General features: G+C 33.2%; 12 protein-coding genes. 10 read left to right on the top strand and 2 right to left on the bottom strand.

All coding sequences use genetic code 11. The features are described from left to right. The first annotated feature begins 54 nt into the window (after positions 1–54). The 8 genes from guaA (at position 55) to ELQ07_RS00255 (ending at position 10,088) form a co-directional block, all read left to right on the top strand. The gene (gene guaA / locus ELQ07_RS00290; RefSeq protein ID WP_070316996.1) at positions 55–1,590 is read left to right on the top strand and encodes a glutamine-hydrolyzing GMP synthase; all 1,536 of its coding nucleotides are present in this window, start codon (positions 55–57) and stop codon (positions 1,588–1,590) included. A gap of 85 nt (positions 1,591–1,675) precedes the next feature. Continuing rightward, a complete protein-coding gene (locus ELQ07_RS00285) occupies positions 1,676–3,136 on the top strand; it encodes a hypothetical protein (protein WP_134224575.1) in 1,461 nt (486 codons plus the stop codon). A gap of 239 nt (positions 3,137–3,375) precedes the next feature. Next, positions 3,376–4,626, top strand: a complete 1,251-nt coding sequence (gene purD, locus ELQ07_RS00280) for a phosphoribosylamine--glycine ligase (RefSeq protein WP_070316994.1) — start codon at positions 3,376–3,378, stop codon at positions 4,624–4,626. After that, a complete protein-coding gene (locus ELQ07_RS00275; RefSeq protein WP_134224574.1) occupies positions 4,623–5,075 on the top strand; it encodes an RDD family protein in 453 nt (150 codons plus the stop codon). The genes purD and ELQ07_RS00275 overlap by 4 nt, the downstream gene beginning before the upstream one ends. Beyond that, the gene (locus ELQ07_RS00270) at positions 5,065–7,113 is read left to right on the top strand and encodes an LPS-assembly protein LptD (protein ID WP_096703105.1); all 2,049 of its coding nucleotides are present in this window, start codon (positions 5,065–5,067) and stop codon (positions 7,111–7,113) included. Before ELQ07_RS00275 ends, ELQ07_RS00270 begins: the two co-directional genes overlap by 11 nt. A 69-nt stretch (positions 7,114–7,182) precedes the next feature. Beyond that, the gene (locus ELQ07_RS00265; protein WP_134224573.1) at positions 7,183–9,342 is read left to right on the top strand and encodes a polyribonucleotide nucleotidyltransferase; all 2,160 of its coding nucleotides are present in this window, start codon (positions 7,183–7,185) and stop codon (positions 9,340–9,342) included. After that, positions 9,339–9,821 carry a DNA-deoxyinosine glycosylase gene (locus ELQ07_RS00260; RefSeq protein WP_070316992.1) on the top strand — a complete coding sequence of 161 codons (483 nt, stop codon included), beginning with the start codon at positions 9,339–9,341 and terminating at the stop codon, positions 9,819–9,821. The genes ELQ07_RS00265 and ELQ07_RS00260 overlap by 4 nt, the downstream gene beginning before the upstream one ends. Positions 9,822–9,878: 57 nt before the next feature. Next, a complete protein-coding gene (locus ELQ07_RS00255) occupies positions 9,879–10,088 on the top strand; it encodes a 4-oxalocrotonate tautomerase family protein (protein ID WP_087684574.1) in 210 nt (69 codons plus the stop codon). Here the strand turns inward: ELQ07_RS00255 and ELQ07_RS00250 are convergent. Both ELQ07_RS00250 and ELQ07_RS00245 read right to left on the bottom strand, forming a co-directional pair. Next, positions 10,085–10,747: a DUF4230 domain-containing protein gene (locus ELQ07_RS00250; protein WP_002853958.1), complete on the bottom strand. Its 663-nt coding sequence runs from the start codon at positions 10,745–10,747 to the stop codon at positions 10,085–10,087. The genes ELQ07_RS00255 and ELQ07_RS00250 overlap by 4 nt on opposite strands. Before the next feature lie 17 nt (positions 10,748–10,764). Next, positions 10,765–11,949, bottom strand: a complete 1,185-nt coding sequence (locus ELQ07_RS00245; protein WP_070301021.1) for an MFS transporter — start codon at positions 11,947–11,949, stop codon at positions 10,765–10,767. A gap of 53 nt (positions 11,950–12,002) precedes the next feature. On the opposite strand from ELQ07_RS00245, the gene ELQ07_RS00240 reads away from it, so the two are divergent. Together ELQ07_RS00240 and ELQ07_RS00235 are read left to right on the top strand one after the other, a co-directional pair. Then, positions 12,003–12,458, top strand: coding sequence for a low molecular weight protein-tyrosine-phosphatase (locus ELQ07_RS00240; RefSeq protein WP_070301023.1), 456 nt, complete (start codon positions 12,003–12,005; stop codon positions 12,456–12,458). Positions 12,459–12,708: 250 nt separating this feature from the next. Further along, positions 12,709–13,983 (top strand): major outer membrane protein, encoded by a 1,275-nt coding sequence (locus ELQ07_RS00235; RefSeq protein WP_134224572.1) that lies wholly within the window; start codon positions 12,709–12,711, stop codon positions 13,981–13,983. Positions 13,984–13,986: the final 3 nt, after the last annotated feature.

The raw sequence follows: 13,986 nt of genomic DNA, 5'->3' as shown, positions 1-13,986 counted from the left end.
AATGGTTCGGTAAAAACCATTAAAAAATACGAACAATTACATAGGTGGTAAATAATGAAAAAAGCAGATATTTTAGTTTTAGACTTTGGCTCTCAATACACTCAGCTTATAGCAAGACGCTTAAGGGAACAAGGAGTTTATGCAGAAATTTTACCTTTTAATGTGAGCTTAGCTGATATTAAGGCGAAAGAACCAAAAGGTATTATTTTAAGCGGAGGTCCAGCAAGCGTATATGCAACTGATGCGTATTTTTGCGATAAAGGTATATTTGACTTAGGTTTACCTATTCTTGGAATTTGTTATGGTATGCAGCTTATGGCACATCATTACAAAGCTACAGTAGCACCTGCAGGACATAAAGAATACGGCAAAGCAAACATAGAAGTTAAAAAAGATAGCGCTTTATTTAAAAATCTTCCAAAAAAACAAACCGTTTGGATGAGTCATTCTGATAAGGTAGAAAATTTACCTAATGGTTTTGAAGTTTTAGCCACAAGTGAAAATAGCCCTTTTTGTGTTTTTGGCAACGAAGATAAGAAATTTTTTGCTCTGCAATTTCACCCAGAAGTGCAACACAGTGAATTTGGCAAAAATATCTTAAAAAATTTTGCTAAATACGCTTGTAATTGTGAAAGCGTTTGGAATATGGGTTCTTTTGCAAAAACTCAAGCAGAAAAAATCCGTGAAGAAGTAAGCAGTGATAAAGTGCTTTGTGCAGTAAGTGGCGGAGTAGATAGTAGTGTAGTTGCTGCACTTTTAGCTAGTGCTATAAAAGAACAAGTTATAGTAGTTTTTGTAGATAATGGACTTTTAAGAAGCGGAGAAAAAGAACAAGTTGAATTTATGTTTAAAAATACCTTAGGTATCGATCTTATCAGTATTGATGCAAGTGAAATTTTCTTAAGTCGCTTGGCTAATGTTAGAGATCCTGAGCAAAAAAGAAAAATCATAGGAAATACCTTTATAGAAGTTTTTGAAGAAGAAGCAAAAAAACATAAAGATGTAAAATATCTCGCTCAAGGCACACTTTATACTGATATCATAGAAAGTTCTGTTGTAGGTGCAAGCAAAACCATTAAAAGCCATCATAATGTAGGGGGCTTACCTGAAAAAATGAATCTTAAACTCATAGAGCCTTTAAAAGAAATTTTTAAAGATGAAGTGCGTGCTTTAGGGCTTGAGCTTGGACTTAGCAAAGAAGTGGTTTATCGCCATCCTTTCCCTGGGCCAGGGCTTGCTATACGTATTATGGGAGAAGTAAATCGCCCTAGCTTAGAACTATTGCGCAAGGCTGATGTAATTTTACTTGAAGAACTTAAAAGTACAGGTTGGTATGATAAAACTTGGCAAGCATTTTGCGTGCTTTTAAATGTTAAAAGCGTTGGGGTTATGGGGGATAACCGCACTTATGATAATGCAGTTTGTATACGCGTTGTAGATGCAAGTGATGGTATGACGGCTACCTTTTCACATTTACCTTACGAAGTTTTAGAAAACATAAGTCGCCGTATCATCAATGAAGTAGAAGGTATAAACCGCGTTGTTTATGATATCTCAAGCAAACCACCTGCAACCATAGAATGGGAATGATCCATTTTTTCTAGCTCTTATTTTTATTATAAAATTTTTATAAAAATAAGGCTAGAATTTATTCAAGAAATTTCAAGGAAGAAATATGCATGGAAAAATAGCTATTTATATGGATTCTACAGGACGTGGAACCGTTACAAACTCAGCAAATACCTTTTTTGACTTCAATCGCCAAATTTGGAATGATAAAAAAAGTATGCCAAGTGTTGGCATGCTTGTGGAATTTAGAACTCTTTCTAGCGAAAAAAAAGCAGAAGACGGCAAGCCCGTTCAAACAAGCAAAACCATAACAGGTATAAAACCTTCAAAATTTCAAGAATTTAAAGAAGGGGATTTTATCACTGAGCATGATTTTTGGAAAACTGATAATGATGATGAATTAGAAGACTTGCAAAACTCAAGAAGAAGTGCTTATATAACAGAACTTTATAGAACAACAGACTTTGACACTATAGAAAAAATTCCTCTTTCTTTTACTATACCTCAAGCTATACAAAAATATTTTGCCCATGAAATTTTATCCGTAGAAACGCTTCAAGCCAATCTACAAGATGAAAAGGAAATTCCTTGCATACTTGATTATCTTATACTTAAAAGATTTTTATTTAAAGCTTATGATACTTTAATTTTTATGGATAATAGCATAGACCAAACCCAATTTAGCGCATTAAAAAGCATCATGATGCATTTAGAGAATTCATACAAGCAAATGATAGTTGATCAAAAACCAAATATCACTAAAATTTTTAACGAAACTTTTTTATCTTTGCAGTGTCATTACCAAGCTTTAGTAGCCACCATAGATACAAGAAAAAATCGTCTAGCCTCGCTTGAAGCACAAATGAAAACTTTACAATCTGAAATAAATCTTAAAAGCAATGCGGCCAATGCAGACCCTGAAAAACTTAAAGCTCGACAAGAAAGATTAACTAAACTACAAAAAGAAGCAGAATACCACAGAACAACACTAAAAAGACTTGATGCTATAAGGGAAGATTTTTATAAGAAAAATTACAATATTTTCGAAAATGCTTTTAAACTTTCACGAGAAAAGCTCTTTAAAAAAATTGTCACAGGTTTAAATCTATGCGCAACCATAATGGATGTTAAAATTTGGCACTTATCTTTAAAATCATCAGGGGTTAAAAATTCTTATTTTACTATGAGTAATATAGAAAATTCTTTCTGTTCTCTTTCTTTTGCAGAACATTACTTAAGTCGCTTAAATAAATCCGCTCTAAATCCTTTTGATCAAAAACTTTTAGTGTATATTCAAAAAATCACAAAAGAACAAAGAAAAAAATTTTTAGTTGTCACATCGGATTTAGATTTATTATGCAAATTAAAAATTGAAAACTTTTCACAAAATCCGTATTATTTAGTAAAATACGCACCTAAAAAAGTAAATTATCAGTCTTTAATGCGTGATAACACCTTTGATATAGTCTATATTGATGAAAAACATGTTTGGGAAAATGTTGCCGATATTATTTTACAAGGAAAGCATTTTGACAAATCAGGAAAAACCAAATTTAAACTGATTTAAGACATAGAAATTTAAGCTAAATTAAGTTATAATTTCCTTGCCTAAACAGTTTGTGGTATTTAAAGTGATCCAACACATTTTTATTAACTGCGATTGTGTGATTTACCGTGTTCTGTGGCATCGTTTGAGCTTTGAAAAAAGCGAGAAGTTGCAGCCTTTAAAAATTACCTAGCGGTTTTCTTTGACTTTTTGGGGTCAATCTTTGTTAAACGGCTGTTTGGGTTTAAAAGGAGATATAAATGAAAATAATGATTTTGGGTAGTGGTGCAAGAGAATACTCTATTGCTTTAGCCTTAAGAAGAGTAGACAAAAATTTAGAGTTTTATTTTGCTCCTGGAAATGGCGCTACCGAAAGTCTTGGAACAAATTTAAACCTAAAAGATCCAGTAGTTTTAGCAACCTATGCAAAAGAAAAAGGTTTTGATCTTTGTATAGTAGGAAGTGAAAGTTTTTTAGCTGAAGGGGTTGTAGATATTTTTAAACAACAAGGACTTGCTATTTTTGGGCCAAGTAAAGCTGCTGCAATGCTTGAAACCTCAAAATCTTTTATGAAAAGCTTTCTTAAAAAATACCGTATCAAAACAGCCAAATTTTTAAACACGAATGACATTGAAAAAGCAAAAAATTTTATATATAGTTTAACCCCTCCTATAGTAGTAAAAGCCGATGGACTTTGCGCAGGAAAAGGTGTTATCATAGCTAAGACTCATAAAGAAGCCATAGAAGAAACAGCTAAAATGCTGAGCGGAGAAAGCTTTGGAGATGCTGGAAAACTCGTTGTAATTGAAGAATTTTTAGATGGTTATGAATTAAGCATTTTTGCAGTATGTGATGGCAATGATTTTGTTTTACTTCCTGCAGCACAAGATCACAAAAAATTACTCGACAATGATCAAGGACCAAATACTGGTGGAATGGGTGCTTACGCTCCTAGCTCTTTAGCGAATGAAAGCTTGCTTAGAAAAGTTCAAAAAGATATTATTTTACCGACTTTAGCAGGCATGAAAAAAGAAGGAGCGGAATTTTGTGGTGTTTTATTTATAGGCGCTATGATCGTTGGAAATAAACCTTATGTATTAGAATTTAATGTTCGCTTTGGCGATCCTGAATGTGAAGTTTTAATGCCTTTAATCGAAGATCCTTTAGAGCTTATTTTAGCTGCTACTCAAAGACGCTTAAGACACGCAAAAATCAAAATCAAAAAAGAATTTGCAGTAGGGGTTGTATGCGCTAGTGAAAACTATCCTTACAAAAGTTCACCAAAAAGTGAAATTACTGTAAATAACATTCCTGAAAACTCTCATATCTCTTATGCTGGAGTAAGCCTAGAAGATGGCAAATTAATGGCTGATGGTGGAAGAGTTTTGGTTTGCGTTGGCACAGGAAAAAGTATAGAAGAAGCACAAAAAAATGCTTATAAACTTTGTGATAATGTAAATTTCAAAGGAAAGCAATACAGAAAAGACATCGCTCATCAGGTTCTTAAATGAAAGAAAACTTACAAGACCGCTTAGAGCGTGAAAATCTAAAAATAGCAAGTTTTAGAAAAAGAGTTTTAGCTTTTTTAATCGATGATATGGTTATTTCTTTGATTGTGTTTATCATTTTTTATGATCGTCTAATCCAAGCAAAAGATTTATTTGAAACAACTCAAATTATAGGAAATTTTTATCTTGGCTTCATCTTACTTCATTTTAGTTATCAAGCAATTTTTACTTATCTTTATGGGGCGAGTTTGGGAAAAATATTATGCAAAATTATCATCTTGGATGAAAATCTTCTTGACAAACCCAATCTCATCCAAAGTTGCATCAGATCTGCCATAAGACAGGTTAGTGCTATGGCATTTATGCTTGGATTTGCTTGGGCTTTAAGCAATGATTTACGCAAAGCTTGGGAAGATTATCTAGCAAGGACAATAGTAGTCGATGTGGCGTAAATTTTCCCTATTACTAGGAACTAGCATAGCTTTAAGTGCAGCACAAGTTGATATTTACGCTCTTGATGCAAAAAAAGAAGGTGATATTCTTACTGCAAACAATGATGTTATTATTTTTTCTGATTTTTATTTCATCACTGCCAATAAAGCAATTTACAATGAAAAAACCGGAGATGTTGAGCTTTTTGGCGATGTTAACATCCTAAGGGGACAAAACGAAAGATCGCATTCTGATTATGCTAAAATCAACCTAAATTCCAATCAAGCCGATTTTAGTAATTTTTTCTTTTCCAATAACAATCTTGAAGTATGGTTTCAAAGCAAAACAAGCCATCTAAATGATAAAGTCTTTGAAAGCAAAATTTCAGCAGTTTCAAGCTGCAATGTTGAAGATCCTGATTGGGAAATTCGTTTTTCAAAAGGCTGGCTTAACCGGGAAACCAATTTTGTTCATCTTTACAATGCAAGATTATATGTTAAAAATACCCCAGTTTTTTATCTACCTTATTTTGGATTTAGCGCTGATACTCATAGACAAAGCGGGCTTTTAATCCCAAAAATCGTTTTAAAAAGTAGCGAAGGCTTATACTATGAACAACCTATTTATATAGCCACTCAAGAAAATTGGGATTTAGAACTTGATCCACAAATTCGAACAAACCGTGGTTTTGGACTTTATTCTACTTTAAGATTTCTTGATTCTCCATATTCAACAGGAGAATTAAATTTTGGTGCTTTTAGGGAAAATAGCTCCTATTTTCACGATGAAAATTTGAAAAATCAAACCCACTATGGAATAGAACTAAAATACTCAAGAGATGATTTAATTAAATCTTTACTCAGTGATAATTTTCAAGAAGGCCTATGGATAGATGCAACCTATCTCAACGATGTGGATTATTTAAATTTAGGAAGTAGGGATTATCGAGATCTTAACTCGCTTGTAACCTCCAAAATCAATTATTTTTTAGCCGATGAAAACAATTTTTACGGAGCTTATGCAAGATATTATATCGACACATCTAAACTTAACAACAATACAACCTTACAAGAATATCCAAGCTTTCAATATCATAGATTTTTAAATAACCTTTTTGATGAACGCTTGCGTTATTCATTTGATGCTTCATTTCATAATTTTTACCGACCTTCTGGTTCTTATGCAAATGAGCTAAATTTAGACTTGCCTATCTCGTATCACAATGCTTTTTTTGGAGATTTTTTACACTTTACTTTTACAGAAAAATTTTATGCTTCTTTTGTAAATTATAGCAACGATCCCGAAAGAAACCATGAGCATTATTTCAGAAACACTCATGATTTTAATCTCTACGCCGATCTTTCAAAAGCTTATGAAAATTTCTTTCATACTTTAAATTTAGGGGTGAATTACGTTTTACCAGGAGCAAAATCAGGTAAAATCACGCAAGATTATCTTGAAGAATACGACAAAGAAAACGAACATACAAGTCTTTATGCTGTGCAGTATTTCTATAACAACGAAGGACAAAAAAAACTCAAACACAGAATTTCACTTGACTATCTCAATAAACAAAACGAATTCTATGAACTTGAAAATCTTTTAACTTATTATTTTAATGAAAACATCAATCTCAACAGCGAAGTGCTTTACTCTTATGAGCAAAGTCGCTTTACCAATGTCATCAGCCAAATAGAAGTCAATACAAATTCAAAATTTAATTGGATGTTTTCTCATGCTTATCAAAACGATGAGTATGGAAAATATAGCTTTATTGGTACAAGAGCAAATTATATTGCCACACCTAATTACAATTTATTTGGTGGAATTTGGTTTGATACTCAAAGAGCTCATGCAAACATGTGGGAACTTGGCTACACCTACCAAAGAAAGTGTTGGAACTATTCTGTAATGTATAGAGAAAGAATCGATCCACAACTCACAAGTGGTGGTATCACAGCTAAAAATCAAAGCGGAGTTTATTTTATTTTCAACTTCTATCCTTTAGGAGGAGTAAAATACGATTTCTCTTTAGCAGAAAGTGAAAACAAAATTTAAAAAGGATGAAATTTGCTAAATATTTTAAAAAATTTTACGAATTTATTATCTGGTAAAAAAGGAAAAATAATGCAATACAGCATAGAAATTAACAAAAATACAGAAATATTTGATATAGATAAAATCGCCAAACAAGCTGCCGGTGCTGTTTTAATGAGACAAGGCAAAAGCGTTGTTCTAGCTACAGTTGCAAGAGAAGAAAAACAAGTTGAAGAAGATTTTTTACCTCTAACCGTCCAATACATCGAAAAAGCTTATGCCGCAGGAAAAATTCCTGGTGGTTATGTCAAAAGAGAAACCAAGCCAAGCGATGCAGAAACCTTAACAGCACGCATTATTGATAGAAGCTTACGCCCTCTTTTTCCAAAAGGCTATGCTTATCCGACTCAAATCGTTGTGATGGTTCTCTCAGCTGATCCTAAAGTAGATTTGCAAGTAATGAGCTTAAATGCCGCAAGCGTGGCACTTTATCTTAGTGATATACCTATGAAAGCTCCAGTATGTAGTGTGCGTATAGGAAAGATAGATGGAAATTTCATACTCAATCCAAACAATGAAGAGCTTCAAAATAGCACCCTAGACCTCTATGTAGCAGGTGTAAAAGATGAGCTTTTGATGATAGAAATGAGAACCTTACCTGATCAAAAAGAAAATGAAATCTTTATCGAAGCTCCTTATGCTGATGTTTTAACTCGAACCACTTCACAAAATATGAATGAACTTAGCGAAGATGAAATTTTAGAAGCTCTAAATTTAGCTCAAAAAGCTATATTAAATGGTTCAAATGCTTATGAAGAAGCCTTTAGCAAACACAAAAAAAATTCTCAAATCGAACTAAAAAATGAGATTGAACATCCTGAAATTTTAGCTTTTATAGAAAATAATTTCCAAAAACAAATCAAAGAAGCTATCAATCAAATGGCAAAAAGCGAAAGAGCAAGCGAACTAAATAAAATCGCTAAAGAAATTTTAAATCTTGAAATCGCTAAAGACTGGAGCGAAGAAAGTGTCTTAAATACCTTAGCTAAAGTCAAACGCAAACTTATTCGTAAGCAAATTTTAAATGAAGGCAAAAGAGCTGATGGTAGAAGTTTAAACGAGGTTCGTCCTATCAGTATAGAAACCAATATCTTGCCAAACGCTCATGGCTCTTGTCTTTTCACTCGTGGACAAACTCAAGCTCTAGTTGTTGCAACCTTAGGCGGAGAAAACGATGCTCAAATGATAGACTTGCTTACAGAAAAAAATCCTATAAGCGAACGCTTTATGGTAAATTATAATTTTCCAGGTTTTTCAGTAGGCGAAGCAAGTCCTATCAAAGCTCCAGGAAGAAGAGAACTAGGACATGGAAATTTAGCCAAAAGAGCACTTTATCCAAGCGTGGATGAAAACTATCCTTATGTAATCCGCTTAGTCAGTGAAATTTTAGAAAGCAATGGCTCAAGTTCTATGGCAACGGTTTGTGGCGGATCTTTAGCCTTAAAAGCAGCAGGAGTGCCAAGCTTAAAACTTGTTGCAGGAGTAGCCATGGGGCTTATCTTTGAAGATAACAAGCATGCTGTTTTAACAGATATTATGGGACTTGAAGATCATGATGGGGATATGGATTTTAAAGTAGCTGGTAGCAAAGACGGCGTTACTGCTCTTCAAATGGATATAAAACTAGGCGGAATCGATCAAGAAACACTAAAACAAGCTTTATATCAAGCCAAAGAAGGAAGAATTCACATCCTAAACATCATGGAAGAAGCTGTAAAAGAAATCATAGTCAATGAAGAAGTTTTACCTAAACTTGAGCTTTTTAGCGTTGATCCTTCAAAAATCGTTGATATCATAGGACAAGCTGGAAAAACCATCAAAGAAATCATAGAAAAATTTGGCGTTTCTATAGACTTAGATCGCGAAAAAGGTGAAGTAAAAATAGCAGGTAGTCAAAACGAGCAAATCAAAGCCGCAAAAGACTACATCATAAACATCACAAGCTCTCAAAAAGGAACTAAAAAAGGCTCTAAAGACAAAGATATATCAGGCTTTGAACTTGGGCAAGAATTTCAAGGTATTGTTAAAAAAATCGCTCCTTTTGGAGCCTTTGTGGAACTTAAAAATGGTGTTGATGGTTTATTGCATAGTTCAAAAAGCAAGCATCTTAATTTAAGCGAAAACCAAAGCTTAAAAGTTAAAATTAGCGAAATTAAAAACGGAAAAATTTCTGTGGATTTGTGTGAGTGAGTGAATTTCTAACTCATCCTTTTGAGCCTTTTTTTGACAAAGATTCTAAAATCTTAATTTTAGGATCTTTTCCTTCTATTAAATCAAGACAAGACGGCTTTTATTATCAACACCCAAGAAATCGTTTTTGGCCTATACTAGAAACACTTTTTGATGTAAAATTAGAAAATATCACAGAACAACAAGCCTTTTTAAGAAAAAAACATATCGCTCTTTGGGATGTACTTCAAAGTTGCAAGATAAAAAATTCAGATGATAAAACCATAAGTTATGCAAAAGCCAATGATTTAAACCTAATCCTTTCTCAAACCAAAATTCAAGCCATTTTTACTACAGGACAAAGTGCTTATAGATTTTTTGTTAAATTCCACCCTCACTTAGAAGCCATAGCTCTACCCTCAACTTCTCCTGCAAATTTAAATTTTTCTTTTGAACAGCTTTTACAAAACTATGAAATAATCAAAAAATTTACAAAATAAAAGAATATTTTAATTTTTTAGATTTTAGAATAATTATAAAATTTTAAGGAGTTAAAAATGCCTTTTATAAATATACGCATCACCAAAGAAAACGGAGAACCTACAACAGAACAAAAACAAGAGCTTATCGCAGGAGTAACGGATTTGCTTGCTAAGGTTTTAAACAAAAATAAAAGCTCGACTGTGGTAATTATCGATGAAATCGATACGGATAATTACGGACTAGGTGGAAAAAGCATTACCCAAGCAAGAAAAGAAAAAAGCTAGTTTACATCTAGCTTTTGTGTGTTATCCTTAAATTCAAATTCCACTCTCTTAGCCCCAAAACCTTTAGCAATAGCTTCTAAAGTATCTTTAGCACTTTTATGAATTTTGCTTTCTAAATTTTGGATAAGATTTAAAGACAAGTCTTTAACCTCATCTTTGGCTTCTTTTATGAGTTTGTTTTTATCACTTTCACTAAAACTAATCCCCGTACTATTGATAGAATCAGGCAGTAAAAAAGGTAAAAATTTAGCATTTTTTTCATCATAAAATTTCATATCTATGATGCTGTGTTTGTATCTACACTCTGGCATGATGATCTTATAAGCATCGTCCCCTAAAGGCAAAATATCAAAGTTTTTATCCCTTAAATCATACAAGAAAGTGATCTCAAATTCAAAAATCAAAGCAATCTGCCTTTCACTCAAAGACCACCCTAAAAGATTTTTCCAAATTCCATTAAAAGCACTATCTTTTTTAGTGACAATCTCCTTGCTAAAAACCTGAAAAACACTTAATTCTCCTATGGATTTAAGCTGCATGATATCGCTAAAACTTTGCGTGCTTTTTTCTTCTATTTTAGGGCTTTTATACTGCCTAAAAAGCACTACAAACAAAAGCACAAGTAAAATCATCACTAAAACAAATAAAATCATTTCCATTTTAAACCTTTCTAAATTTATAAACCTTGATTTGAAAAGATATATTTTTTCTCAAACGCCAAGAAAATAAAAGCATTAATGATAAAAATCAAACACACAAAAGTAAAAACAAATTCCACGCTAAAATGAGAAGCCATAAGCCCTCCGCCAAAAGCACCGCAAAAATTTCCCAAAAATTGACAAGTTTGATTAAAACCAAAAATCACACTTAAATTTTTAGCACTCACACTTTTTTTAAGCAAGGCATTCACACAAGGCAAAAGCCCTCCAAGTCCTACACCTATAAGTAAACGCACGAAAATAAGCATATAAACATTACTTGCTACAGCCTGTAAGTAAAAGCAAATTCCACAAAATATCAAAGCTCCAAAAATAATTTTACTAGGCCCTATCTTATCAGCGATTTTTCCAAGTTTTGGTGCGAAAAAAAGATTACTAATCCCACTTGCAGCCACCACTATACCCGCCCAAAGAGCCAAATTTCCACCTTGATGAATTTGCTCAACATAGATACTTAAAATCGGCATCACTCCAAAAGTACCAAATTGTATCACAAAAGTAGTGATAAAAAGAACGATGATAAGGGTTTTGTTTTCTTTCACTTTTTGAGTATTTTTCTTCGCCTCTTTTTGAATTTTTCTCTCATGGATGAAAAAATAAATCGTCACAAAAGAGCAAGCGATCAAAAAAGCCACCACATCAAAAACCGCACTAATGCTAAAAAATTCAGCCACAAAGCCACCAAACAAAGGTCCAAGTAAACTTCCACTTATAGAAGCCGTAGAAAGAGTTCCTAAAGCATAAGCCACTTTTTCTTTAGGCGCTATCACGGCGATAAACACAACAGCAGCAGAAGTAAAACCTGAAATTATCCCTGTTAAACCCCGCACAAAAACCACTTCTAAGGCACTATGAGCAAAGCTAAGCCATAAGGTTAAAACCGACATTCCAAAACTTGCACGAAGAAGCATATTTTTATAACCATACTTTGCGCCCAAAAAAGCCCACAAAGGTGAAAAAACAGCCATAAAAAGCGGAGTGACCCCAAAAGCAAGTCCTGAATAAAACGCTATTTCACTCGTATCAACATGTCCTAGTTCTTTGATATAAAAAGGCAAAATCGGAGCGATTTGACTAAGCCCCATACTTGTGGTAAAAACACCAAACCAACACACGAGCAAAGTTCTATTGAAATTTTCCATGGATTTATTGTATGATATTTTTTATAATTTTTAATTAAAACTCAAGGATAAAAATGAAAAAAATACTCTTTATATGCTTAGGCAACATATGCCGTTCGCCTATGGCAGAATTTATCATGAAAGATCTTGTCAAAAAAGCAAATTTAGAAAAAGAATTTTTTATAAGCAGTGCTGGAACTTCAGGAGAACACGATGGAGAAAGTATGCACTATGGCACCAAAAACAAACTTGCTCAACTTAATATAGAACACAAAAACTTCACAAGCAAAAAACTCACTCAAAAACTTTGCGATGAAAGCGATTTTTTAATCACTATGGACAATTCTAACTTCAAAAATATTTTAAAAAACTTCACCAACACCCAAAACAAAATTTTAAAAATCACTGATTTTAGTCCTAGTCTAAACTACGATGAAGTCCCTGATCCTTGGTATAGCGGGAATTTTGATGAAACTTATAAAATTTTATCCCTAGCTTGTAAAAATTTACTTGTTTTTTTATCAAAATAATTTAAAACAACTATATATTACTTCTCGTTTACTTTTCAGGCTTATACTTCTAAATGAACCGAAAAACATTCATAAGAAAAACTCCTTAAAATTACACGCCTAGCTTAAATCCCTTTAGCTAGGCTTTTCTTTAGATGTTTTTATCCTTCGGATTTAAAATTTTTACTATTTTAAGTGCTTCTTAAGAAAAAACTCCAAATTTATGTGCTACAATTATGATGTTTTATTAATTTTGACAAGGAGAATTCTCATGAAACTAGTTAAACTTAGTTTAGTTGCAGCTCTTGCTGCAGGTGCTTTTTCAGCAGCTAACGCTACTCCACTTGAAGAAGCGATTAAAGATGTTGATGTATCGGGTGTATTAAGATACAGATACGATACAGGTAATTTTGATAAAAATTTCATTAACAACTCAAATTTAAACAACAGCAAACAAGATCACAAATATAGAGCACAAGTTAACTTCAGTGCTGCTATAGCTGATAACTTCAAAGCTTTTGTTCAATTTGACTATAATGCTGCTGATGGTGGCACTGGTGTTGATAACGCAACAAATGCCCAAAAAGGACTTTTTGTTCGTCAATTATACTTAACTTATACAAATGAAGATGTTGCTACAAGTGTAATCGCTGGTAAACAACAACTAAACACTATCTGGACAGACAATGGTATCGATGGTTTAGTTGGAACAGGTGTTAAAGTAGTAAATAACAGCATCGATGGTTTAACTCTAGCTGCTTTTGCTGTAGATAGCTTCATGGCTGAAGAACAAGGTGCGGATTTATTAGGACATAGTAATAAATCATCTACTGATAAGTCAGCTCCTTTTAAATTAGATTCAATTGGAAATCTTTATGGTGGTGCTGCTGTAGGTTCTTATGAATTCTTAGGTGGACAATTCAACCCACAATTATGGTTAGCTTATTGGGATCAAGTAGCATTCTTTTATGCTGTAGATGCAGCTTATAGCACTACCATCTTTGATGGAATCAACTGGACACTTGAAGGTGCTTACTTAGGAAATAGCATTGATAGCGAACTTGATAAAGCTACACATACTAATGGTAACTTATTTGCTTTAAGAGGTAGTGTTGAATTAAATGGTTGGGATGCTAGTCTTGGTGGTTTATACTATGGTGATAAAGAAAAAGCTTCTACAGTTGTAATCGAAGATCAAGGCAATATTGGTTCTTTACTTGCAGGTGAGGAAATTTTCTATACTACTGGTTCAAGACTAAATGGCGACACTGGTAGAAATATTTTCGGTTATGTAACTGCTGGATATACTTTCAACGAAACAGTTCGCGTTGGTGCTGACTTCGTATACGGTGGAACAAAAACAGAAACTGTTGATCATTTAGGTGGCGGTAAAAAACTTGAAGCTGTTGCAAGAGTAGATTACAAATACTCTCCAAAACTTAACTTCTCAGCATTCTATTCTTATGTGAACCTAGATGAAGGTGTAAACACTAAAGAAAGTGCTGATCATAGCACTGTAAGACTTCAAGCTCTTTACAAATTCTAAGAA

Origin of the sequence: Campylobacter sp. US55 (assembly GCF_004378955.1) — a bacterium.
GTDB lineage: Bacteria > Campylobacterota > Campylobacteria > Campylobacterales > Campylobacteraceae > Campylobacter_D > Campylobacter_D jejuni.
This window is presented reverse-complemented; position numbering and strand designations above follow the sequence as displayed.